Source organism: Saccharomonospora sp. (genome assembly GCF_027317685.1).
Classification (GTDB): Bacteria; Actinomycetota; Actinomycetes; order Mycobacteriales; family Pseudonocardiaceae; genus Saccharomonospora.
Window position 1 is genome coordinate 1 of the sequence record NZ_DAHVQP010000142.1, and the last position, 22,651, is coordinate 22,651.

Consider the following 22,651-nt stretch of genomic DNA (forward strand, 5'->3'; position numbering starts at 1 on the left):
CGGCGTAGCGGATGGCGACGGCGTCGTAGGCGTCCGCGGTCGCGCGCAAAGAGGGGAAGAGGCCAGTCACCGGGATACCCTAGTCCCTGACGCGCGAGTGGCGTGACCTGCCGCGGCCGCGCGCTGGACCTGGACTTCACGACGAGGTCACGCCCTTCTCACCCGGTGTCCAGCCGGCTTCATTAGGCTGCCGGGTGTGGTTCGAGTAGACGGCAGAGACGATGACCAGCTCCGCGAGGTGCGGATCACCCGCGGATTCCAGCAGTGGCCGGCGGGCTCGGTGCTCATCGAGGTCGGTAACACCAGGGTGCTGTGCGCCGCGAGCGTCACCGAAGGGGTGCCGCGTTGGCGCGCCGGTTCCGGCCTCGGCTGGGTGACGGCCGAGTACGCGATGTTGCCGTCGGCGACCCACACGCGCAGCGACCGCGAGTCGGTCAAGGGCCGGATCGGGGGCCGTACCCACGAGATCAGCAGGCTGATCGGTCGTTCGCTTCGGTCGTGCATCGACCTCGCCGCCCTCGGTGAGAACACCATCGTGATCGACTGTGACGTGATCCAGGCCGACGGTGGTACGCGCACGGCGGCGATCACCGGTGGGTATGTGGCGTTGGCCGACGCCATCACGTGGCTGGGCGCGGCCGGGCGACTGGTCGATCCGAAGCCGTTGTCGGCGGCGGTGTCGGCGGTCAGCGTCGGCGTCGTGGACGGACGGGTGCGGCTCGACCTGCCGTACGAGGAGGATTCGCGTGCCGAGGTCGACATGAATGTCGTCGCCACCGACGCGGGGACGTTGATCGAGGTGCAGGGCACCGGCGAGGGCGCCACCTTCGCAAGGTCTACATTGGACAAGATGCTCGATGTCGCGCAGGCCGGGTGCGCGGAGCTGGCGCGAATCCAGGCCGAGGCGCTCGCCGCCCCGTATCCGGGTGAGTTGCCGGAGCCACCGCCTGCGAAGAAGAAGGGTTCCAAGTGAGTACGCGGGTGCTGTTGGCGACTCGCAACGCGAACAAGCTCGCAGAGCTGCGCCGCATCCTCGCCGAGGCCGGCCTCGACGGTTTCGAAGTCGTCGGCATGTCGGACGTGGAGCCGTTCGACGAGGCACCCGAAACGGGTGTGACGTTCGAGGAGAACGCGCTCGCCAAGGCCCGGGACGCGGCGAGGGCCACGGGACTGGCCTCCGTGGCGGACGATTCCGGGCTGACCGTCGACGCGCTGAACGGCATGCCGGGTGTGCTGTCGGCGCGTTGGGCGGGTGCGCACAGGGACGACGCGGCGAACCTGCGGTTGGTGCTCGACCAGCTCGCCGACGTGCCGGACGAACGCCGGGGCGCTGCGTTCACGTGCGCGGTGGCGCTCGTCGTGCCGGGTGCCGAACCACACGAGGTGGTGCTGCGGCGCGAATGGCGGGGCACGCTCGTGCGGGAGCCGCGCGGCGAGAACGGCTTCGGCTACGACCCGATCTTCGTGCCCGAGGGTGAGCGACGGACTTCGGCCGAGCTGTCCCCGGAGGAGAAGAACGCCGTCTCACACCGAGGGAAGGCCCTGCGTGCCCTGGTGCCGCACCTGCGGGAGCTGGCTCAGAGGTAGCGGGCCTTCACGTCGGGGCCGAGAGCGGGAAGGACCCGCCGCTATTCGGCGATGCTCAGATCCCGCAGGAGTTTGGTGACGTGGCCGGTGGCGCGCACGTTGTACATGGCCTTGGCGATCGTGCCGTCGGGGGCCACCACGAACGTCGAGCGGATCACGCCCTGGACGATGCGTCCGTAGTTCTTCTTCTCGCCGAACGCGCCCCATTCGGTGAGCACGGTCTTGTCCGGGTCCGACAGCAGGGGGAACGTCAGCTTCTCGTTCTCCACGAACTTCGCCAGCTTCTCGGGCTTGTCCGGGGAGACACCGAGCACCTGGTATCCGGCGTCGTTCAGCTGGGCGAGGTTGTCCCGGAAGTCGCACGCCTGTTTCGTGCACCCGGGAGTGCCCGCGGCCGGGTAGAAGTACACCACCACGGAATGGCCGCGGAAGTCGGACAACGACACGGTGTTGCCCTCGCTGTCGGGCAGGGTGAAGTCGGGGGCCGGGTCCCCTTCGGCGAGACGGATGCGGTCGGTCATGGCCGAAGCGTAACCCGCGCCGTCACGTGAGCCCGACGAACACCGCCTTGGTCGGTTTGGCCGAGTCGGGGTGCAGGGTGAGTCGCAGTTGGCGAGGATCCGGTTCCACCGCGAACGCGAGCGTCAGTTCCGTCGACTCCCCCGACGAGATGTTGCGGTCGGGCTCGACGATGCCGTTGTAGCCGCGGAGGGAGTCGTTCACCTGCTCGACTTCCTTGCCGTCGATCGTCGCCTGCACCGAGAAGTCCGACAGTCGGTACGGCTTCTCACTCTCGTTGTACAGGGAGATGCTGAAAGCGGCGGCGCGTTCCGACCGCGGATAGGCGTTCTCGCTCGGTTCGAAGACACTGGGGGAGGACACGCTCACCACGAGCCCCGACGGGAAACGGTGCTCGGAACCGAACGCGAGGGCTCCGGAGGGCAAGGCAGGTGTGGTCGTCGTGGACGGCGGCTGGGACGACGTCACGTCCCGGGTCGGTGCGGCGGTCTCCACGTCGCCACCCGCCGACGACGCGCCACACGCGCCCAGCATGAATGCCGCGCACACGGCGGCTACCGCCCTCGCCGTAGACACAGGCTGCTCCTTGCTCCGATCGCAGCGCGAAGTTGCTCCGTTCGGGCGTGCGTTCATGCCGCCCTCGTCCACTCTGTCGACACGGGCCTGGGCAAGCTAGCGGGATCGGGTGGTTGAGGCGGAGTCGGAGCCCGCTCGTGTCCTCGCCGTAATGCACGTGCTGTGCCAGGTGGTGGTCACGGAAAAGGAGCTGGGGCGAAAGCTCACACGGCGATGGCGAAAACGAGGACAAACACCGCCAGGCCGGCGAGCCAGACGACGATCAGCCAGCCCCAGTCCCGCCACGGGTCCACGACCCGGTTGTCCTCACCGGGCACGTAGACGCCGCGTTTCTCGAACCAGTCGGCCCACCGGTTCGGCCAGCGGAGCAGGCGCCGTCCGATCATGCGTCACCTTTCCGTTCACCACCCGCCGTGGCGTGGGCACATACTTCGAGGGAGTGCAGGCAGCGGCGGGTCGAAAGCGATGTGCCACTCGGCTTCGCATTGTTCCCCCTCCACCGATGAGGATCCAGTGCACGAAGTCGTTCGCCCGGTCGGTCGGATGGGAACATCGGTGACGACACAGTTCGACGAATGGAGGCGGCGGATGCGAGCGCCATCGATGTGGCGGTCGGCGATCTTCTTGAGCGCGACCGCACTCGTACTCACCGCATGTGGTGGTGGGGGAGCCGGGAGAGGGGGCAATGGCGACTACGGCGGCGATGGCGTGCTGAACCTGGGGTACGTGTTGCCGGAGACGGGGCAACTCGCCCATCTGGGGCCGCCGCAGATCGAGTCGGTGAAGCTCGCGATCGAGGAGATCAACGAAGCGGGCGGGGTGCTCGGCCAGCCGATCCCCGAGGCCGCGGCGTCGGACGAGGCGGGAAAGGCGGACGCCGCCAGGCGGGCGGCGGGCGACGTGTTGTCGAGGGACGTGGACGCGGTCGTCGGAGCCGCGGCGTCGAGCATGTCGCTTGCGATCGTCGACGACGTGACCGGTTCGGGCGTGGTGCAGTGCTCGGGTTCCAACACCGCCGCCGCCCTCACCGACTATCCCGACAGTGGTCTGTACTTCCGCACCGCTCCGAGCGACAACCTTCAGGCGTCCGCGCTCAGCAAGGTGATCACCGGTGACGGTCACCAGCGGGTCGCCATCGTGGCCCGTGACGACGACTACGGCCGTGGGCTGTTGGAGTCGACCACCAAGGCCCTGGAGTCCTCGGGTGCCACCGTGGTGCTGGGGGAGACGTACGACCCCGAGTCACCGGACTTCGACCGGATCGCCCAGCAGCTGCGGGAAGCCGACCCGGACGCGGTGGTGGTCGTGGCGTTCGAGGAAGGCGCTCAGGCGTTGCAGGCCATGATCGAAGCCGGGGTGGGGCCGCAGGACATCGGTGTCTACGGAGCCGACGGTCTCCGCGACACCGAGTTGCCGTCGTCGGTGTCACCGGACGATGCGGGGGCGCTCGCGGGCATGAAGGGCACGGCCCCCACGGCGGACAACGACGAGTACCTCGAGCGGCTGAGGGAATTCGCGCCCGATGTGCGGAAGACACAGTTCGCGCCGCAGGCGTTCGACTGCGTGACGATCATCGCGTTGGCGGCCGAGGCCGCTCAGTCCGACGACCCGATGGTGTTCTCCACGGAAATCAACAGGGTCACGAGGGACGGCGAGAAGTGTACGTCGTTTGCCGAGTGCAAGAAGCTTCTCGACAGCGGTAAGGACATCGACTACGACGGCGTCAGCGGGCCGCTCGACTTCACGGAACAGGGTGAGCCGGGCAAGGCCGTCTACGATGTCTACGCCTACGACGAGTCGGGCGCGCTTCGAACCGTGGGCACCCAGGAGGAGTCCGATAACTGAAGCGCTCGCGGGGTTCGTCGACGTGGGAAGCGAGGTATCGGGCCGGGCGTGGGCGGCGGTAGCGGCGCTCCTCTCGGGTAGGGTGGTGGAAGTGCCGGGAATGGTCCGGCGCGTCAGGACGTTGTCCTGAGTAGTCGCAGGTTTTGCGTGTTCGTGTTCTGTCACGTCCGCGAAAGATCGGTGCGGGCGTGTCACGTCTCCTCGCAGCAGGTGAGAAGCGTCGACTTTGCTCGACCCCGCGGCTGTGGGTGATCACACGGTGTGGTCACCGGCATCTCTTGCGAAGGAGACGACATGACCGAGGGAACCGTGAAGTGGTTCAACAGCGAGAAGGGCTTCGGCTTCATCGCTCCGGACGACGGAAGCGCCGACGTGTTCGTGCACTACAGCGAGATCGACGGACGGGGTTTCCGCAGCCTTGAGGATGGCCAGCGAGTGGCCTTCACCGTCGGTCAGGGCGCCAAGGGGCCTCAGGCCACGGGAGTTCGCACGCTCTGAGTGTGCCGGCGGGGCGTTTGAGGAGGTTTCTCGGCGCCCCGCCCCCGCGACCACTTCACGGACCGTGTCTCACAACGGAGAGTGTTCGCGTCTGATGTCTTCGTCTCACGTTTCGTCCTATTCAGCTAACTCTATGTCTCATTTCCATGGTTCCGACCGCGGTGAAGCTCTCGAAGCCACCGCCGCCCTCCGGTTCAGTCACACCACCCATGAGGAGCCGGTCGACTACCGCGAGCTGGAGTCGCCGCAGAAGGCCGGTATCGGCGAAGCGGCCACTTTGTTCCAAGCTCCTCCCGCCCCCGCTGCTTCCTCCCCAGCCCCTTCCTCCGCCACTTCGGTGCCCAGCGCTCCGGGCTCCGGGCCCAAGAACTCCGCGCCCCGTGGTCGGCACAACGGAAACAACGGAGCCGGTGACCGATCGGCTCGTCGTTCGTCGCGGTCTCGCAGGAATCGGCATCGTCGTTGATCCCTCGACCTGTCGACAGGTCCTGTTGATTTCCGCGCGTGGCCCTCTTCCACGTCCTCCGCTGTAGGTCGGAGACTGTTCGTCCGCGCTTGGGAAGGCTTTGTGAAGCTCTTTTGAAGTCCGCGGAGCCGGACGGTGTGCCTGTCGGGCCGATTCGCGTCCGGGGGCCGCGACTTGTGCAACTTCTGTCGCTGTTGTGACAACCGGCCGCCGAAGCACCGGTTGTAGAAAGCGATTCATATTTTCGGCAGGTCATTCCCCGCATTCACTCGTAAAGCAGCTTGCCCTGACACTCTCTGTGCGGGTTTCATCACAGGAAGGACACGAAACCGCACAAACCGTCAGGGAGGAGACCACACCAGCGCACCGAAACCGCGGTCGGTCTGCGTGGCCGACACGACTGTGGGGAGTGACTAGTGCCCATTTTCGGGATCGACATCTCACATCATCAAGGCAGCTTCGATGTGGAGCGCGCGGCCCGTGAGGGCATCGACTTCTTCATCTTCAAGGCCACCGAGGGGGACGGGTTCACCGATGCCCGCTTCTCCGAGAACGTGGCCAAGGCTCGCAAGACAAAGAAACCCTTCGCCGCATACCACTACCAACGCAGCGGCATAAGCGCCGCGGCGCAGGTGGCGCACGTCAAAAACGTGGTATCGACGGATATTCCCGTGATCCCGGACGTCGAGACTAACAGCGGGGGAGTGTCCCTCACCCGCGACATCGTCTCGCGGTTGCGGTCCGCGGGGTATTCCGTGCCGCTGCTGTATATGCCGCGGTGGTACTGGCAGCAGCTCGGGTCACCCTCGCTGTCGGGGCTGCCGCCGCTGTGGTCGTCCCGGTATCCCGACAACGAGATCGGTGACATCCAGGACGAGTACGCCGCGGTGCCCGCCCACTACTGGGACGGCTACGGCGGCCTTCGCGTCGCCGTGCTGCAGTTCACCAGTTCGGCCAGGGTAGCCGGGCGTTCGCCCATCGATGGCAACGCGTTCCGGGGCAATATCGCGCAGCTACGCGCCCTGTTCCACTCCACGGGTGGAGGTGGCTCCGCCCCGTCGATCCCGCAACAGGAGGACACCATGCCTGTGAAGTTGAACGTGGGTACCCATGCCCAGAGCTTCCAGATCCCGGAGGGGGCCGACAAGATCGCCGTCAACTGCCCGCACGGTGAGATGAAGGTGAAGGCGCTGTTCTTCGTCGGTAACGGCTATCCGGGCGGCAAGGAGGATGACGGGTTGCCGAAGTTCGACTTCAAGGGCAATCCCGTGCCGGAGGGTGGGAAGACGATCCACCGTTTGCGCCCGTGGCGGGTCGAGGTTCCCAAGGGAGCCACCAGTGGCGCGTTGTACTACGAGTACCCGAAACCCGACGATCGTTACGAGTACTACGGGTCGCTGGATTTCGTGTACTGACACCGACGGCGTCGAGGGGTGCGACGACTTTCGTCGTCGCGCCCCTTCGGGTGTCCGGGTTCAGTCCGGGGAGCCGGCCGGGGTTTCGAGCAGGTTCAGCAGTGCCGCGAGGCTGTCGGCGAGCGTCTTGCGCTGCTGGGCTGTGAGCGGCGCGAGCAGTCGACGCTCGGCCGCGAGGTTGCGGTGGAACGCGCGGTCGATCACCTCGTGTCCGAGTTCGGTGAGGCGGTGCTCGTCGACACGGCGGACACCGGCCTGACCGCCGACGACCTGCGTGGCTCCGCCGAGGCGGTACGGCGTGGCGAGTCGCCGCGTGCGATCGGCGGTTCCGAGGGCACCCTCTCCCCGCCGTTGCCGGAGTCGCGGTGGCGAACTCTGCGGGCTCTCGGCGTGGCGGCTCTGCGGCCCGGCCAGCACGCGAGTACTTGGTTGCTGCCGTATGCCGCGCGGGTCGGTGTCGCGGCTTTCGTGTCGGGCGTGTCGGCGCATCTGTTGGGTATCGGGCACGCGTACTGGGCGGCGGTGTCGGCTGTGTCGGTTCTGCAGGCCACCAGTACGTCGACCTCGGTGCCGAGGATGGTGCAGCGGGTCTCGGGCACGGTGTTCGGGGTGCTGCTCGGGCTCGCGTTGCTGACGGCCGAGCCGGCCGCCTGGGTCGTCGTGGGGATGTTGGTGCTCCTGCAATGGGGTGCCGAACTGACGGTCACGGTCAACTATGCGTTCGGGTTGTTCTTCGCCACGCCGGTCGCGTTGTTGGTCAGCGCGCTCGGGACGACCGTGCCGCCCCACGAGCTGGTCTCCGACCGGCTGTGGGCGACGTTGTTGGGGGCGGCCATCGCGGTCGTCGTGGCGAGGGTGGCACCCAAGGGGGCGTGGCTCGACCGTGTCGAGAACGCGCTCGCCCGGGTCCGGGACTTGAGTACCGCGCCGCGGGTCGACGCTCCGCGGCTACGGGCCGCGCTGGTGGAGCTGCACGAGGCCTACGACGTCGCGGCAGGCGAGGTGAGGTCGGAGAGACTGCCGACCGAGCAGCTACTCGCCGTCTCCCACCGTGCCTACGAAGTCCTCGACGGACGCAGTCCCGTCGAGGCCCGCTAGCGAGAAGACCGGCGTTACGGGCGGATGGAGGCTTGGGCGACTCGACCAAGCTCATCGCCGATGTCATCGACAAAGTGGAGACGACACAATGACCGTACGGCACGAGGAGAACGAATGGCGCAAGTCGAGTTTCTCCGGCAAGGAGACGAACTGCGTCGAGTTTCGCCGTGTCGAAGGTGGTGTGGAAGTGCGTAACTCCAAGCGCCCTGATGCGGGTGTCATCGCTTACACCGACAGTGAGTGGCGTGCGTTCGTCGCTGGGGTGAAGGCGGGTGAGTTCGACAACTGAGCCGCTGTCTCTGTCTCTGTGCCTTGTGTCTCGCGGATGGCCCGCGGGACACGGACCGTTTGCGCATCGGGTGGACCTAACGCTTCAGAACACGAACACCCTAACGGCGGAAGGCCCTGAGATCAGGATCAAGCCGGTGGGTACTCGCCGCGTGGTGTCGGGTGGTGGTGCCCGGTGAACCCCGAAGAGATCATCACCGGATTGACCGCCGCTCAGGCCGATGGGCTGGCCTGCGTGATCTGCGGACTCGACTACCTGCGCACCCGTGGTTCCCGATCCGTTCCGGTCGGCCGGTCGGTGACCGGCACGCAGGTGTTCGCCTGTGTCGGCCGCTGTGCCGAGGCGGCCGGTGTCGACCCGACGATGACGGGGCGTCGCGCGGGTGGTGGTTGCCAATGACCACCACCGAGCAGAACCAGACCTCTCGGCGGGATCGGGCGCTGTGGCTGCAATGCGCATCAACCGCGTTCGTGGCGTTGGGCGCGGCGTACGCCTCGTACCGGCACGGACGCAAATTCGCGCTGCGGTTCGGCGCGGATGAAACCACGGCGACGCTGTGGCCGCTCGTGGTGGACGGGCTGTTGACGGTGGCGACGGTGGAGCTGTGGAAGACCGGGCGAGGTCGTCGAGGTGACGGCCAGTGGAAGGCATGGATGGCCTTCCTGTTCGGGATTTCCCTTTCGTTGTGCGCCAACGTGGCCGCTAGGCCGGAGTTGAGCGTGTTCGCCGTCGCGGTCGCGGCGTGCCCGCCGCTGGCCTTGTTGCTGGCGGTCGAGCTGCTGAACCGCGCGCTCAAGCGCCGACAGGCCGAGACCACCGCCGAGACCCGAAACGAGACCACCGAGACCCGCGAGACTGGCGACGAGACCAAGCGTCCCGTGATGCTCTCGCTGGTCTCGGGCGAGTCTCGGTGGGAGCAGGCGGAGCCGACCGCCGAACAACGGATGTGGGCGTACTACCAGACCGAGCGTGCCAAGGGGCGCACGCCCACCGGCGCAGAGTTGGACCGCATAGCCACGACGAACAACTACGGACGGCGCGTGCTGCGTCGGTGGCGCAAGGCCGGATGGATCAACGACGACAGGCGTGTGAAAATCGGCGCATGAAGGGCCAGCCGTTCCGCGTCTACATCTCGGCGACACTGCTGGTCTGTTCAGCGGGCGCCCAGGTTCTCGCGGGAGTGACCGGCGGGCTTACCGTCTGGCAAGGGCTGTGCCTGCTGGTCACGTTCACCGCCGCAGGGGTCGGTACGGTGCTGGGCGGCCTGGAGTCTTCAAAAAAAGCCCGGTGGTCGAAAACGGCCGTTTTTGACCACCTGCGGATGCACTGCGGGGCACCTGGAAACGCCAGGTGCCCCGCAGTGTTGCCGTGAGTGGCTTAGTCGAATTCGCCGTCCTTGACGCCCTTGATGAAGGCGTCCCACTCGGCGGCGGTGAAGTAGTGGGCGGGACGGCTACGGTCCTTGGTGTCCCGCAGCCAGCGTCCGCCGTCCGGCGCTTGCGCGACCTCGACGCACTGCTGAGCGCCACCGCTGTAGCTGCTCGTGCGCCACTGAAGGCCGTCGTCGGAAACCGCCATGTGCCCTTCTCCCAACTCACTCAAGATCCGCGATGTAGCGGTCAAGTAGCGTCAGTGTCTCGTCGTCCGTCAGCGCGTCCTCTTGCGCCTGTTCGAACGCGAGGCTATAGGCGCGTGTCGTCTTGACGTAATCCGCGCCGGTCAGGGTCTCGACGTAGGCAATCGTGGCCCTTGCTCTCTCGATCCACAGCAACGTAAACGGGCAGCTCAGCCCCGCATACGGTCCATGATCCAAGGGCACGACCCGGAGCGAGACGGTGGGTAGCTTCGCCATCTCCCGCAGCCGTTCGAGTTGGGCCTTCATCACCTCGGGCGTGCCCACGCGCCGGAGGAGTGCTTCCTCACCGAGCACGGCCCACACCTGTGGCGCGTTGTCCCGGAACAACCGGTCGCCGCGTTCCTCGCGGGCGGCTGCCATGTCGTCCACGTCGGCCGCCAACACGACGGGCGACCTGGCAAGCTGCGCCTTCGCACACTCCTTGGTCTGGAGCAGCCCAGGAATCTCGCTGTAGACCAAGCGGATTTCAGACGCGGCACGTTCCAGGGGTACGTACTGCTTGGCCCAGTCGTTCACGCGCTCGGGCGCGGCTCGGCGGCGGGCTTCGGCCGCAAGCTGCATGACCTGCGCCGCCTCCGGCCCCGGTACGCCGTAGCAGTCCAGAAGCGTAGACAGCTCACGCTCGCTCAGCCCGAGCGTCCCGTTCTCGATCTTGGACAGCTTGCCTCGGTACCACTTCAGACGAGCGTTCGCGTCGTCCAACGACACCCCGCTGGCTTCGCGGAGTGCGCGGAGACGTTCGCCCAGGACGAGCCGCTGAACGATCGGGCCGGGATCTTCCTCAGTCATGGGTCACCAGTCTGCCTCATTACAAGCGCATCACACAGAGTCGTCACTTGAGTCTCAGTTTTTCACCCAGATGGACCGAGATCAACAGGTGTCTGAAATTGAGACTCAGTTATAGCATCAACCAGAGTCGGCGGAGCTGCGGTGACCTTCCTCGAATCCCCGCCCGCAGCCTCGCCGACATCCAACGAGGTCCGGGCCAGACCCCCGACCTGGCCCGGACCGCCCGAACGACGACGCCGCCCGAGGGTTGGCGGGACTGTGGGGAGCGATCATGTGGTGGAGGCGACGCAAACCAGGTCAGTGGGTAGCTGGGTGCCGCGACATCGCTGGGCGAGGCCGCGAACTCCTCGTTGTGCGCACGGATGACAACCGGGTGGCGCTGGTGTTCCCACCGGGTGAGGTCGCCGTGCTGGACCCGTTGCAGGCCGGTCGGCTGCGGGGCGCGCTGCGGGACGCGGTGTTCGCGCTGGACGAGCCCGCCGCGCAAGACGAGCACCAGCACGCCGTCGTGACCGTGCGAGGCCACGCATGAGCCCCGCAGCGCAAGCCGTTCTCGTCGTGATCGCCGCGCTGGTGTTCCTGCTCCGGCTCGCTGCGGCGATCTACCGCGCCCACGTTGACGGGCAGATCGCCGCCCGCCACGCCCGCAAGGAGGGGCAATGATGAGCCCGCTGTCTCGCGAGGTGGCCGAAGACTTGGGCCGACGGCTGTACGCCGAAGGATTCCGGCCACTGCCCGACGCCAACGACGGCGGCATCCTGATCGGCACCCGGCTCTGGCGCGTGCGCGCCGGATACGTCGAATACCTGGCGCTGCGCCCCAGCGGCTTGGCCCACGCCGTGCGCGCCGAGGCGAGCTTCGATTACCGGTGCCCCGCCAAACATGGCGAGATTGTCGAGCACCAGTCAGGCCATGCCGCCAACGCCTTGGCCTGGCTTCTCGACAGCATCGACCCGCCAGCCAGCCCTCGATATCGGCCCTACGCGCCACCTGCCACGGTCCACCGGTGGCCTTGGCCGCGCGACGATGAGGACGATCGTCCATGACCGCGCCCACGGTCACCTGGCTCATGTCCGCCTACGACGCCACCTGGCACGCCTTTCCCTCTGAGCAGATCGGCGACGACGAGCGGACCTTCTACCAAGCGCTCTGCGATCACTGCGTCCCGACGCGGCATGTCGAGCGCACGCCGCCCCGTGCGTTCTGCCCTGCCTGCTTGGTGATCTACGGCACCCACCTCCCCGATGACCAGCGCAGGGCATGGCGCTGTTAGCGCCATGCCCTGCGCTTGAACCGGAATCGCGCACGGATGGAGGCAAGCAATGACAACAGCAGAATCGACACGGAAGTCGTGCCGACGTAGCGAACACGCCACGGCCCCACAGCCGACCGACACCGAGGCCGATCAGCAGAAACGTCGCCACCCGCTCGACGCATTCGTACCCGACCCGTCAGACATTCCGCCGCTGTGCGACGAGACCGAGTTCGCGTTCGAGCTGGAAAACATGGTCGCCGACCATGCACCCCGCCTCTTCGCCGTCGTGCAGGAGTACGGCGACCGCGTAGATGCTCGTATCGCGGCGTGGGGAATCGCGTTCGACGATCACGCCGAGGTTGTCTCGGTCGAACGCGGGCTACGGATGAGCCTGCAAGCCCCGGAAAACGCCCTGCGCGGTTTCCACTTTGGCAGCCACATCCGCGCCCGCGTCGTGTGGTTCAACCCGGACGCGGCCACCCCCGTCAAAGACGACGAAGCCGCCTGACAAGCCGTGTGCCAATGGCAGCGGATGACGTGCGGTGGTTACCGGGACTGTTCCGGCGGTTACTACACGCTGTCCCCAACACCAACGCCCGCACTGATTTCCAGGGAATCATCGTGTTCTGGTCCGCCTGCCACGCGCCCGCCGTGTGGTGGAACGGCAACACCCTGCCGTACCCAGTCTGCTCTGACTGCGAACGAATCGTCCGCCAGAGCAGCACGACGGCGAGTGACGGGCGAGCTGATCACGATGCTTGTGGTGTGTCGAGGTAGGTGTTGAGCAAGGCGTCCGTCTCCGGCATCAGCACTTCGGGGATGACCTCGACGCGGTGGTTGAGGCGGCGGTCGCGTACCACGTCCCACAGCGAGCAGACGGCACCGTTGTACTTGTCCCAGGAGCCGATCACCAAGCGCGGAATACGAGCCATCACCAGCGCGCCCGCCGACATGGTTCCTGGTTCGAGCGTGGTCACGAGGGTGCAGCCCTCCAGGCGCCATGTGCCGAGCGCCTTGCCTGCCTGTCGCAGCGCGAGGATTTCGGCGTGGGCGGTGGGGTCTCCACTCCGGTCGCGGTCGTTGTGCGCGGCGGCAATTTCCTTGCCGTCGCGGTCATACACCACCGCGCCGACCGGCGGATCGTCGGCTCCTGGGTCGGGCAACATGTGGGCGACCTGGAGCGCACGGCGCATCCAGGGCTCGTACTGGGCGGTTGGCGTCCTCTGCACGGTCGGCATTGTCCCTGACAGCGATCACTGTCCGTCGCCGTGGTCCTGACGTGCACACCCCGGGCGGCAACCCGTTTGGTGGCACCGCTGGGCCGAGGCCGTGACTAGGCTTGATCGTTTGTGTCAGTTTCACCCACGATGACAAGGAGTTTCGCGTGAGCCTCCGGTCGGTGGACAACGAATCGACCGCCACACCAGCCGATGCCGATGCTACGTCCAAGTTTCTTCACCGCGTGGTCGACGTTGGCCTGGACTTCAAACACCAACCGGACATCTTTCGCACGCGACTACAGCCCGAACGGGTACGCGACCTGCTTGTCTTCGAGCTTCCCCGCGAATCCCGGCCGCTCGATGCCGTTCTGGAGTCCTTCGAGCGGACCATCCTGCCACTGTGCAAGAACGAGGCCAGTCCTCGCTTTCTGGGGTTCGGCGACACTGGCGACGACCCGGCATCACTTGCGGGCGGCCTGCTCGCCCTGTTCACGCAACAGAACTTGATCAATCAGAGTTTCGACTCACCAAGTGCGACCTTCGTCGAGATCGCGGTGTTGCGCTGGCTGCGCGACCTGCTGGGCTACGGCAACCCTCCCGTCGCCGACATCCGCACGGTGTGGGACGTGGGCGGCGTGATCACGCACGGCGGAACGACCAGCAACGCAACGGCGATGATGCTCGCACGCGAGCACAAGGCACCCGAGACCATGCACGGCGGTGTCCGAAATCCTGAGCAGTTCGGCGTGATCGTGCCGCGCGGAATCGGGCACTACAGCATCAAGAGCGCTCTGAACTGGGTTGGTGTCGGCGACCAAGCCATCGAGGTCGACACTCACGGGTTCCGCTACGACCTCGCCGCGTTGGAACGGGCGCTGCGCCGCCATCACGGGCAAATCATGGCAGTGATCGCCTACGCCGGAGACAGCAGAACCCAGACCGTCGAACACCTGCGACAAGTGCACGATGTGGTCCGCGCGGCCGATCCCCGGATCTGGCTGCATGTGGATGCCTGCTGGGGACTGGTCGCGGCATTCAGCGACCAACTTCGCCACCAGCTCGACGGGATCACCGAGTTCGACAGTGTGACCGTCGACCCGCACAAGGTCATGGCGGTGCCCTACAGCTTGAGTGCCCTGCTGGTGCGCCAGCCCTCCAGCCTGCGGGCAGTGTCGAGCTATTCCGACCTGATCATGCAGGAGGATTACGCTTTCGGGCAGGTCACGCCGTTCATCGGCACCAAAGGATGGCTCTCGCTCAAGCTGTGGATGATGATGCTTACCCACGGCCGCGACGGGCTGGCTGCCCTGGCCGAACAGCGGGTGAGCAAAGCCCGCCGTTTCGCCGCTCTCCTCGATGAGCACCCGCAACTACTGCGCCTGCATGACCCCGACCTTGCGGCGGTGGCGTTCGTCTACCTCCCCACCGGAATTCGGCCCGAACCACCCGTGTCCGAGCATCAGATTGAGCGGATCAACGCGGTAAACCAGCGCATCCACGAACGGACACTCGCCGAGGGAACCTGGTTCCTCCACCAGTTCAGTCTTCCCGACGATCACGCATTCCTGCGGGCCGGAGCGACGCTGTATCCCCTGCGGTTCATGGCGAACAACCCACGCACCACCGAGGCACATATGGCCGAAGTCCTCGACTACGTAGCCAAACTCGGCGGCGACCTCGAAGGAGACATTCAGTGACCGATGTCGAGCACTTCCGCTCGGTCTACGAAACCAGCGGCGTGTACGACCGCCGACTCTTGCCCCACTACTACGATGGCCGCGAAGACCTCGATTTGATCAGCGAATTACTTTCCGTCCACTATGGACGACCCGCTGGCGACCTGGCCGTCGTCGAATTCGGGTGCGGCACCGGGCGCGTCACTGCCCGCCTCGCGCCCTACGCGCGCCACTTGACTGCCGCTGACTACAGCTCGACGATGATCGACGCTGTACACCAGCGATACCCGCAGGCCCGTACCCTCTGCGCCGATACCCGCGATGCCGTCGCCGAACTGCTCGGCGAAGGACGCGCGGGTTCGTTCGATCTCGTCGGCGCATTCTGGTCGCTCAGCTATCCACTCGGTGAGTTCTTCGAGTCCATGACCGGCGAGGCCATCCAACCGGTCGCCGACGTGGACGCCGCCCGCACCGGGGCCAGCACCTTCGTCCGCGACATGACACGCCTGCTCGCTCCCGGCGGGCACCTGCTGGCGCTGTTCTTCGACTCCGACACCCCCGAACAACGGTTAGTGACCCGACTGTGGGAGCAGATCGCCCCTTTTCCCGAGGAAGGCCGCAGCTATACCCGCAACCTCCTGCTGCGTGCCCTTCGAGACGCCGAGGACGCCGGAGAAGGGACGCTGACCCACACACGCCGTGGCGGCACCGCGTGGGCACCAAACGCCGAGGCCGCGATCGCGTGGTTCAACGTCGTGCACCTCAAGAGCTTCCCCGCCCTCGTGGACGACGCGGGCGTGCAGCACGAGATCCGCGAATTCGTCGACCGCTACGAGCAACCCTCGGGGGAAATCACGCTGCCCAGCGGCGTCCATGTGATCGACTTCCACGCTGCCCCGCATCCCCGCCACCACCTGCCGAGGTAGCACGTGAAGGCCATCCAACGCGCCGCGTACGCGGCGGCGAGCACGCTGCGCAGCACCTTCGTCGGCGAAGCCGGGTACGGCCTGGCGTACGGCTCGCACCCCACTGGTACCGCAACACCCCGGTCTGATCTCGATCTCGTACTGATCGGTCCACAGCCCCTGACTGCCGAGGACCTGGACCGCCTCATCGAGGCCGTGTGTGACCTGCACCGCGCCCACGGCTTCGACCTGGACACCGAGGTCGACTACACGGTCAAGGTGCACGCGACCTTCGCCGACGTGGACGCCGCCGTGAGCCTGCACTGCTTCGACGCCGACAGCGGCGGCAACCTCGCCGTGTCTGCCGTGGTGGTGGAGCCGTGGTTTCTCAACTCCCGCCCCTTTGCGCACCGGCTCGTCCTCAATGCATTGACCAGCCCACATGTCTTCCTCGGTGGCGACGCTGCCACCTACACCGAACACCGCGAGCGCGCCGAATACGCCCTTGGGCTGCTGGCTGTGGCACTCAGTGGGGACGCGACGAGCCTCACGCTGGACGAGGCGATGACGGCCGTCACCATCGGCCCCCAGCAGACCACCGGCGAAGACTTCCTCGGCTACACCCCCAACGGACACCTGCGCAGCACGCTCGGTCGCGGGCTTGCCCGGCTCGCGCAAGACAACATCCTCCGTCAGGTGGACGGCCACCGGTTCGAGCCCGATCACAGCGCGTGCCGTGCCGCGATCAGGCAACTTCGGGCTGCGCGTGGGCTAGATGCTGCGGCCTGGGACAATGCCCGCTGAGAAGGAGGGTTACTCAGTGACGAACCACGAGGTGCTGCCGCTGCTCGGCCAAGTCGCCGACAGCGTGTCCCAGGCGATCGCCCATGCCCGCCCGGAGCTGGCCGGAGCCGATCCTGTCGTCCGCCGATCCGAGCACGCCGACTTCCAGTCGAACGCAGCCCTCGCCCTAGCCAAGCGCGCCCGTACCAAGCCCGCCGAACTCGCCGACGCGCTCACCGCGGCCGTAGCCGGCGACCGCGGGCCGATTGCGCACGTCGAGGTGTCCGGACCGGGGTTCCTCAACATCACCGTGCCCGATCAGCTCATCTGGAACCAGCTCGCCGCCCGCTTGGCCAGTCCCCGCCTCGGCGTCGGGACGCCCAACGAGGGTCACCGGACCGTCATCGACTACTCCGCGCCCAACATCGCCAAGGAAATGCACGTCGGCCACCTGCGCACCACGATCATCGGCGACAGCCTCGCACGTGTGCTCGGCTTCCTCGGCGCAGACGTCATCCGCCAAAACCACCTCGGCGACTGGGGCACCCAGTTCGGGATGCTCATCCAATACCTCAACGAGCACCCAGAAGCCACCTGGCACCACGACGAGCTGGAACCCGGCACCTCGGCCGTCTCCGCGCTCGACGAGCTGTACCGCGCCGCCCGCGCCCTGTTCGACGCCGACCCCGACTTCGCGGACCGTTCACGTCAGCGCGTCGTCGCCCTGCAATCCGGCGACCCCGACACCATCGCGCGCTGGAAAGAGATCGTCGCCGAGTCCGAAAAAGCCTTCCGCGACATCTACGACCGGCTCGGCGTCCTGCTCACCCCCGAAGACTCGGTAGGCGAGTCGTTCTACAACCACCTGCTCTCCGATGTGGTCACCGAGCTGACCGAGGCAGGAATCGCCGTCGAAAGCGAAGACGCTCTCGTAATCTTCTCCGAGGAGGTCAACGGCCCGGACGGCAATCCCGCCCCCTTGATGGTGCGCAAGCGCGACGGCGGCTACGGCTACGACACCACCGACCTCGCCACCATCCGCTACCGCATCCACGACCTCAAAGCCAACCGCCTGCTGTACGTCACGGACTCCCGCCAAGCCCTGCACTTCCAAATGATCTTCGAGGCCGCCCGTCGCGCGGGCTGGCTCACGGACAGCATCGAGGCCGCACATGTGCCCTACGGCACCGTTCTCGGCCCCGACGGACGCCCGTTCAAGACCCGCTCCGGCGGCACGGTGCGCCTGATGGATCTCCTCGACGACGCCGTGACACGCGCCCGCGCCGTCGTCCACGAAAAGGACCCGGAGCTGCCTGCTGAGGAGTTGGACAAGATCGCCGAGCAAGCGGGCATCGGCGCGGTCAAGTACGCCGACCTGTCCAGCTCACGGATCAAGGACTACGTCTTCGACGTGGACCGCATGGTGTCCTTCAACGGCAACACCGGCGTCTACCTCCAGTACGCCCACACCCGCATCCGCTCGATCTTGCGCAAAGCCGGAGATCCCGAAGTCGCGATCGACCCAACCATCGAACTTCAGCCCGCCGAACGTGCGTTGGCCCTGGAACTCGACGCCTACGGCTCGGCTCTCACCGACGTGAGCGAGACCTTGGAACCGCACAAGCTGTGCGGCTACCTCTACGACCTCGCCCGCGACTTCACCAACTTCTACGAAGCCTGCCACGTCCTCAACGCCGAAGAGCCGATCCGCAGCAACCGACTCGCCCTCTGCCAACTCACAGCGCGCACGCTCCAACACGGGCTCGACCTGCTCGGCATCAGCGCCCCAGAACGCATGTGACAGCAAGCCAAAGAGCGACCGCAACTCGGTGGGCAACTCATGTCGGCAACTCGTCGGCAACTTATGAGTTGCCCGCCGAGTTGCCGCCCGCTGCGGAACAACACCGCTGGTCACGCCGCTACCGGGGCGGCAGGCTCGTTTCCCCGACTTCTTGGGAATAACCTCCATACGGCCCGAGCGCTGACAGCGGATGCGCACTGCGCGAGGCCCGGAGTCCCACGACGACGCGGGCGCACCGGGCTCACTTCCAGCCGTATCCGCAGATCGAGCAGCACTATCGAGTCTCGCACAGCGCACCGCGCCGTCTGAGTGATTTTCCCGTGTAGGCGTCGAAATTCGGCCCTGGTTCGCCCCTCTTGTAGTGCCCACGTTCCTGGCACAATGAGGAGGCTGATCGATCATGTTCGCTGCTTCGCGACGGTCGACAACGGCAGCCACACCACCCACCGCGACAAAGTGACTTTGGTCACATTTTTCTTGATCGCGGTCCTATGAGGCCCATTTTTCCGGACTTCAGGGGCGTACAGGGGCCCTGACCGATGGGTGGTGTTCATGGCTGACCGCAGAGACAACGAGGTTCACGGTCGCGCGGCTGGCGCGGCGCGTGGGGCTGCGGATGGGGCGGCGGGTGCGGTGCGTCCCAGGGCCGCAGGGGCATCCGCAGGGGATGTTGTTCCCAACGCCGCAGGTCGGGGCGGGAACAAGACGCGCGGCGCGGGTGTCCGACTGATTGGTCACAATCAGTCTCATTTCACGTCTGCCGCGCGGGGGCACCGCCGCAGGGCGGCGGCCGGAGAGCCGGACGGGGCGCTGTGGGCCAAGCTCACGCCTCGGGATCGTCTGGTGCTGGAACTGGTTGCTGAACATCATGTTCTGACCACGGAGCAGCTTCGCGCGCTGGTGTTTCCGTCGATCTCGCGGGCACAGCATCGCTTGCTGCATCTTGCTGATCTGGGCGTGTTGTGGCGTACGCAGCCGTATCGGGCGGAAGGTGGCTCGAAGCCGTTTCACTACCTGCTGGGCTATCGCGGCGTGGAGCTGCGCGCCGCACAGAACGGCACGACGCCGCCGCGCCCGGCGACGCACGCGGATCGGCTGCGCCGCATCCTCGAATCGCCACGGTTGCCGCACCTGTTGGGGGTGAACCAGTTCTTCGCCGATCTCGCCGCCTACGCCCGCCGCTGCGGGCTCGGCACGTTCGCCGCTGATGAGCGGGGTTTCGACCGCGAGGGCCTGCATACCTGGCGCTCCGAAGAGTCGATTACCGAGTTCTACGAGCACAAGATCACCCCGGACGGCTACGGCTGCTGGCATGAAAACGGCCGATGGCTGGGGTTCTTCCTGGAACACGACACCGGCACCGAACCCCTACGTAAGGTCGCCGACAAGATCGACCGCTACACCGGCTCCGGCAAGCCCTACACCGACCGCTTCGACGTGGCGCGGCAGTTGGCGGGCATGGTGCTGATCTGGACCACCAGCACCCGCCGCGAACAGGGCTTGCGGAAAGCCTTGCAGGCCAAGCATTCCCCCGTCCCTGTGGCTACCGCGTCCCGCGAGCACGGCCACCCGGACGGCCCGGCGGGCGAGGTCTGGTCGGTAGTCACCGCCCAACCGGGTCGCGCCCGCAGGGTCCGTCTCGGCGAGCTGCCCGCCATGATCGACGGCACCACCGACGACGGCACGCCCACCGTGCTCGCCGACCTGGCCACACGCCCAGCGTCCGTACTCGACAGCCACGACTACGGGGACGTGTACCGCGACGGCACCACCGACGAGATGCGCGAGGCCAACCGGCACGGCCGTGACGTCGGCGACATCGTGCTCACCGACCCCGACCCCGACGAGGACACCACCGTCCACGGGAGGCCCACGCGCCAACCGTGGCAGCGGTGGAAGCGTCCCGCCTAAACCCCGGACAACTCCAAACGATCTTCTGGGGCTCTCGCGTCGACCCGCCCCGTGTGTCTCGCCTTTGGTGAGACCGCGCCGAGACCATGATCGAGACACCGAGACCCACCCAGCGAGACGAGACCACCCGTCCCGTTCCGGTCTCGCCCGTGGTCTCGCTGATCGTGGGCGGTGAGAGCCCAGAACCCCGGTCGGTGATCGCTGGCCCCGATGGGTGCCCGAGTGCAGTCGGGGAGTCGAAGCCCACCGGCCTTGTTTCAGCCTGGCACCGCCAGCCACCACAGCGCGCGTCATGGCGCGTGCCCGCACCCGATCAAGCCCACCGGAGGTACGGGTGCGGGTGATCCGGCTGGTGTGTGCCCGCTGCGTCGACGGTTGCCCATGCTGCCGACCAGCGCCCGCGACCTCCCACCCTGCGCGTGGGCTCGCGGGCACCCGGAGGTGCGCCATGTGCCCCCACAATCCCGAACACGACCGCGACCACAGCGGCAACGACGCTGATCCGGACGGCGCTGTCGTGCCACTTCGCCGCAGGGCACGCCGCGCCGGCGTTACGGTCGAACGGATCGAGACCGAACCGATGACCGCCGACGAATACCGGCTCGCGGTCACCGCATTGGCCGCCCTGATCAACCAGTGGAAACCGGAGGAAGAAAACCAGTACCACAGCGGGGAAAACGCCGCATGAGACCCCGATTTTCCCTTCACTCCAAGGAAAAGACATGGGACAATAGAACCATGCGGCACACCGGCTGTGACCTGCGACGTTAGTCAGTTCTCAGTCAGCTCTTGTCGCCCCATACAGGTTTCTTGTTCATGGTCGATCCGGACCAACAAGGGGTCCGGATCGACCCTCACCACCACAGTTCGCAAGGAGTTTTCTCAATGGCGCGAGCGAAAACCGCGCGGCGCACCCAGAACACCCCGCCACGGCTCGATGATCTCGACACCGTGCGGGTCGGGGTCTACATGCGGCGCTCCACCGACGACGAACACCAGCCCTACTCGATCGAAGCCCAGAACGAGCGATTGAAGTCCTTTGTGGATTCCCAGCCCGGCTGGGAAGTGGCGCTGCGGTTCTCCGATGACGCCTCCGGGGCCACCACCGACCGCGACGACCTGCAACGCGCGCTCAACGCGGCACGTGCAGGGTTGATCGATGTGCTGCTGGTCTACCGGGTCGATCGGTTCTCCCGGAACCTGCGGGACATGGTGACCCTGCTCGACGAACTCGACCAGTGCGGGGTGGCGTTCCGCTCGGCAACCGAGCCGTTCGACACCTCCACGCCAATGGGGCGGATGCTGGTGCAGATGCTGGGCATGTTCGCCCAGTTCGAGCGCGACACCATCATTGACCGCGTGATCAACGGCATGGAACGCAAGGCAGCCAAGGGCCTGTGGAAAGGCGGTCGCCGTCCGTTCGGCTACACCGTCGCCGAGGACACGCACCGGCTCGTGCCGAATACCGACGAGTCGCCGATCGTGCGGTTGATCTTCCGCCTCTACACCCACGACCGGCTCGGCTCCAAGGTCGTCGCCCGCGTACTCAACGACCGAGGACACCGCACCACCACCGGCGGCACCTGGTCCGCATACCAAGTCCTCCGCGTCCTCTCGAACCGCATCTACATCGGCGAACTGTCCTTCCGGGAGATCACCGTGGACGACTGCCACACCCCGCTCGTGGACACCGAGACCTTCAAAGACGCACAGCGGCTACTCGCCGAGCGTGGCGAGGACCACGCCCACCGCCGCGCCAACGGCTCCGACTACCAGCTCACCGGGCTCATGCGCTGCCCGAAGTGCGGCAAGGCCATGATCGGCACCCGCGCGACCGGCAAGAACAAGGTCTACCGCTACTACACGTGCTTTACCCGGTCCCGCTACGACACCGCCAAGTGCAACGGGCACCGCCTCAACGCCGACGCCGTAGAAGCGGCCGTGCTCGATGCGCTGGCGGGCTTCTACCGCGACCACCACTCCCTGATCGCGGACGCGGTGGCCGAGGCGCAGCGCCAGCACCACGCCGGGCAGGACACCCAGCAAGCCGAACTCGCCAGCGTGGAGGCCAAGATCGCCGAGACCAACGGCAAGATCGACCGCTACCTGACCGCATTCGAAAAGGGAACCCTCGATGATGAGCTGGTCGGCCAGCGGCTCGCCGAGCTACGCGCCACGAGCAAGCAGCTCGCCGCCCGCCGTGACGAACTGGCCGCCGCGCTTGACGCCGAACCGGCCGCGCCCGACACGGCCACCCTCACGGAAGTCGCCGAGCACATCACCCACGTCATCGACTCCGGCACCGATCAGACCCGCAAAGCCCTGATCGAAACCCTCATCGCCGAAATCAAGATCACCAGCGCCAGCACCATCGTCCCCGTC

Annotated in this window: 29 protein-coding genes; 22 read left to right on the forward strand and 7 right to left on the reverse strand. The window is 66.6% G+C overall.

What is annotated here, in order from left to right; translation table 11 throughout:
* Window positions 1-196 precede the first annotated feature (196 nt).
* Window positions 197-973: a ribonuclease PH gene (gene rph / locus M7H19_RS17405; protein WP_298182803.1), complete on the forward strand. Its 777-nt coding sequence runs from the start codon at window positions 197-199 to the stop codon at window positions 971-973.
* Window positions 970-1,587 (forward strand): RdgB/HAM1 family non-canonical purine NTP pyrophosphatase, encoded by a 618-nt coding sequence (gene rdgB / locus M7H19_RS17410; protein WP_298182806.1) that lies wholly within the window; start codon window positions 970-972, stop codon window positions 1,585-1,587. Before rph ends, rdgB begins: the two co-directional genes overlap by 4 nt.
* A 41-nt stretch (window positions 1,588-1,628) precedes the next feature.
* On the opposite strand, the gene bcp is transcribed toward rdgB, so the two are convergent.
* The 3 genes from bcp to M7H19_RS17425 form a co-directional block, all read right to left on the reverse strand.
* Window positions 1,629-2,108, reverse strand: a complete 480-nt coding sequence (gene bcp, locus M7H19_RS17415; RefSeq protein WP_298182808.1) for a thioredoxin-dependent thiol peroxidase — start codon at window positions 2,106-2,108, stop codon at window positions 1,629-1,631.
* Between the two features lie 22 nt (window positions 2,109-2,130).
* Entirely contained in the window at window positions 2,131-2,682 is a 552-nt protein-coding gene (locus M7H19_RS17420; protein WP_298182811.1) for a hypothetical protein, read from the reverse strand.
* Between the two features lie 203 nt (window positions 2,683-2,885).
* Window positions 2,886-3,068 (reverse strand): hypothetical protein, encoded by a 183-nt coding sequence (locus M7H19_RS17425; protein WP_298182814.1) that lies wholly within the window; start codon window positions 3,066-3,068, stop codon window positions 2,886-2,888.
* A 202-nt stretch (window positions 3,069-3,270) separates the two neighbouring features.
* Here M7H19_RS17425 and M7H19_RS17430 point away from each other — a divergent pair, with 202 nt between their 5' ends.
* The 3 genes from M7H19_RS17430 to M7H19_RS17440 all read left to right on the forward strand — a co-directional run bounded on the left by M7H19_RS17430 (window position 3,271) and on the right by M7H19_RS17440 (window position 6,906).
* Window positions 3,271-4,527 carry an ABC transporter substrate-binding protein gene (locus tag M7H19_RS17430; protein ID WP_298182816.1) on the forward strand — a complete coding sequence of 419 codons (1,257 nt, stop codon included), beginning with the start codon at window positions 3,271-3,273 and terminating at the stop codon, window positions 4,525-4,527.
* Between the two features lie 294 nt (window positions 4,528-4,821).
* Entirely contained in the window at window positions 4,822-5,025 is a 204-nt protein-coding gene (locus tag M7H19_RS17435; protein ID WP_298182818.1) for a cold-shock protein, read from the forward strand.
* Window positions 5,026-5,907: 882 nt separating this feature from the next.
* Entirely contained in the window at window positions 5,908-6,906 is a 999-nt protein-coding gene (locus tag M7H19_RS17440; RefSeq protein ID WP_298182821.1) for a glycoside hydrolase family 25 protein, read from the forward strand.
* Between the two features lie 60 nt (window positions 6,907-6,966).
* Here M7H19_RS17440 and M7H19_RS17445 read toward each other — a convergent pair whose 3' ends face one another.
* Complete coding sequence (locus M7H19_RS17445; protein WP_298182824.1) at window positions 6,967-7,110, reverse strand: hypothetical protein; 144 nt, start codon at window positions 7,108-7,110, stop codon at window positions 6,967-6,969.
* A gap of 3 nt (window positions 7,111-7,113) precedes the next feature.
* Between M7H19_RS17445 and M7H19_RS17450 the strand changes: the two genes are divergently transcribed.
* The 5 genes from M7H19_RS17450 to M7H19_RS17470 all read left to right on the forward strand — a co-directional run bounded on the left by M7H19_RS17450 (window position 7,114) and on the right by M7H19_RS17470 (window position 9,665).
* On the forward strand, window positions 7,114-8,004 hold the full coding sequence (locus M7H19_RS17450; protein ID WP_298182827.1) for an FUSC family protein: 891 nt from the start codon (window positions 7,114-7,116) through the stop codon (window positions 8,002-8,004).
* An 88-nt stretch (window positions 8,005-8,092) separates the two neighbouring features.
* Entirely contained in the window at window positions 8,093-8,293 is a 201-nt protein-coding gene (locus M7H19_RS17455; protein ID WP_298182830.1) for a DUF397 domain-containing protein, read from the forward strand.
* A gap of 174 nt (window positions 8,294-8,467) precedes the next feature.
* The gene (locus M7H19_RS17460) at window positions 8,468-8,692 is read left to right on the forward strand and encodes a hypothetical protein (RefSeq protein WP_298182833.1); all 225 of its coding nucleotides are present in this window, start codon (window positions 8,468-8,470) and stop codon (window positions 8,690-8,692) included.
* Window positions 8,689-9,399, forward strand: coding sequence for a DUF2637 domain-containing protein (locus M7H19_RS17465; RefSeq protein WP_298182836.1), 711 nt, complete (start codon window positions 8,689-8,691; stop codon window positions 9,397-9,399). Before M7H19_RS17460 ends, M7H19_RS17465 begins: the two co-directional genes overlap by 4 nt.
* Complete coding sequence (locus tag M7H19_RS17470) at window positions 9,396-9,665, forward strand: hypothetical protein (RefSeq protein WP_298182842.1); 270 nt, start codon at window positions 9,396-9,398, stop codon at window positions 9,663-9,665. The genes M7H19_RS17465 and M7H19_RS17470 overlap by 4 nt, the downstream gene beginning before the upstream one ends.
* Window positions 9,666-9,670: 5 nt before the next feature.
* On the opposite strand, the gene M7H19_RS17475 is transcribed toward M7H19_RS17470, so the two are convergent.
* The gene (locus M7H19_RS17475) at window positions 9,671-9,895 is read right to left on the reverse strand and encodes a DUF397 domain-containing protein (protein ID WP_363321382.1); all 225 of its coding nucleotides are present in this window, start codon (window positions 9,893-9,895) and stop codon (window positions 9,671-9,673) included.
* Complete coding sequence (locus tag M7H19_RS17480) at window positions 9,888-10,718, reverse strand: helix-turn-helix transcriptional regulator (protein WP_298182845.1); 831 nt, start codon at window positions 10,716-10,718, stop codon at window positions 9,888-9,890. The genes M7H19_RS17475 and M7H19_RS17480 overlap by 8 nt, the downstream gene beginning before the upstream one ends.
* Before the next feature lie 352 nt (window positions 10,719-11,070).
* Here M7H19_RS17480 and M7H19_RS17485 point away from each other — a divergent pair, with 352 nt between their 5' ends.
* From M7H19_RS17485 to M7H19_RS17505, 5 genes are read left to right on the forward strand one after another with little or no spacing between them, the layout of a single operon-like run.
* Entirely contained in the window at window positions 11,071-11,250 is a 180-nt protein-coding gene (locus M7H19_RS17485; RefSeq protein ID WP_363321383.1) for a hypothetical protein, read from the forward strand.
* A complete protein-coding gene (locus tag M7H19_RS17490) occupies window positions 11,247-11,381 on the forward strand; it encodes a hypothetical protein (RefSeq protein ID WP_298182849.1) in 135 nt (44 codons plus the stop codon). The genes M7H19_RS17485 and M7H19_RS17490 overlap by 4 nt, the downstream gene beginning before the upstream one ends.
* Window positions 11,378-11,764, forward strand: coding sequence for a hypothetical protein (locus M7H19_RS17495; RefSeq protein ID WP_298182852.1), 387 nt, complete (start codon window positions 11,378-11,380; stop codon window positions 11,762-11,764). The genes M7H19_RS17490 and M7H19_RS17495 overlap by 4 nt, the downstream gene beginning before the upstream one ends.
* A complete protein-coding gene (locus M7H19_RS17500) occupies window positions 11,761-11,991 on the forward strand; it encodes a hypothetical protein (RefSeq protein ID WP_298182855.1) in 231 nt (76 codons plus the stop codon). Before M7H19_RS17495 ends, M7H19_RS17500 begins: the two co-directional genes overlap by 4 nt.
* 49 nt (window positions 11,992-12,040) lie before the next feature.
* On the forward strand, window positions 12,041-12,481 hold the full coding sequence (locus M7H19_RS17505; protein WP_298182858.1) for a hypothetical protein: 441 nt from the start codon (window positions 12,041-12,043) through the stop codon (window positions 12,479-12,481).
* Between the two features lie 241 nt (window positions 12,482-12,722).
* On the opposite strand, the gene M7H19_RS17510 is transcribed toward M7H19_RS17505, so the two are convergent.
* Window positions 12,723-13,211, reverse strand: a complete 489-nt coding sequence (locus M7H19_RS17510; protein ID WP_298182861.1) for a nucleoside deaminase — start codon at window positions 13,209-13,211, stop codon at window positions 12,723-12,725.
* A 161-nt stretch (window positions 13,212-13,372) separates the two neighbouring features.
* Here M7H19_RS17510 and M7H19_RS17515 point away from each other — a divergent pair, with 161 nt between their 5' ends.
* The 7 genes from M7H19_RS17515 to M7H19_RS17545 form a co-directional block, all read left to right on the forward strand.
* On the forward strand, window positions 13,373-14,890 hold the full coding sequence (locus M7H19_RS17515; protein ID WP_298182864.1) for a pyridoxal-dependent decarboxylase: 1,518 nt from the start codon (window positions 13,373-13,375) through the stop codon (window positions 14,888-14,890).
* The gene (locus tag M7H19_RS17520) at window positions 14,887-15,795 is read left to right on the forward strand and encodes a class I SAM-dependent methyltransferase (protein ID WP_298182867.1); all 909 of its coding nucleotides are present in this window, start codon (window positions 14,887-14,889) and stop codon (window positions 15,793-15,795) included. Before M7H19_RS17515 ends, M7H19_RS17520 begins: the two co-directional genes overlap by 4 nt.
* Window positions 15,796-15,798: 3 nt before the next feature.
* On the forward strand, window positions 15,799-16,578 hold the full coding sequence (locus M7H19_RS17525; protein WP_298182870.1) for a nucleotidyltransferase domain-containing protein: 780 nt from the start codon (window positions 15,799-15,801) through the stop codon (window positions 16,576-16,578).
* Window positions 16,579-16,594: 16 nt separating this feature from the next.
* The gene (gene argS, locus M7H19_RS17530) at window positions 16,595-18,358 is read left to right on the forward strand and encodes an arginine--tRNA ligase (RefSeq protein WP_298182873.1); all 1,764 of its coding nucleotides are present in this window, start codon (window positions 16,595-16,597) and stop codon (window positions 18,356-18,358) included.
* A 552-nt stretch (window positions 18,359-18,910) separates the two neighbouring features.
* A complete protein-coding gene (locus tag M7H19_RS17535; protein ID WP_298182877.1) occupies window positions 18,911-20,269 on the forward strand; it encodes a replication-relaxation family protein in 1,359 nt (452 codons plus the stop codon).
* A 448-nt stretch (window positions 20,270-20,717) separates the two neighbouring features.
* Window positions 20,718-20,957, forward strand: a complete 240-nt coding sequence (locus M7H19_RS17540; RefSeq protein ID WP_298182880.1) for a hypothetical protein — start codon at window positions 20,718-20,720, stop codon at window positions 20,955-20,957.
* A 197-nt stretch (window positions 20,958-21,154) separates the two neighbouring features.
* Window positions 21,155-22,651, forward strand: a 1,497-nt coding sequence (locus M7H19_RS17545) for a recombinase family protein (RefSeq protein WP_298182882.1), incomplete at its 3' end; no start/stop codon positions are given.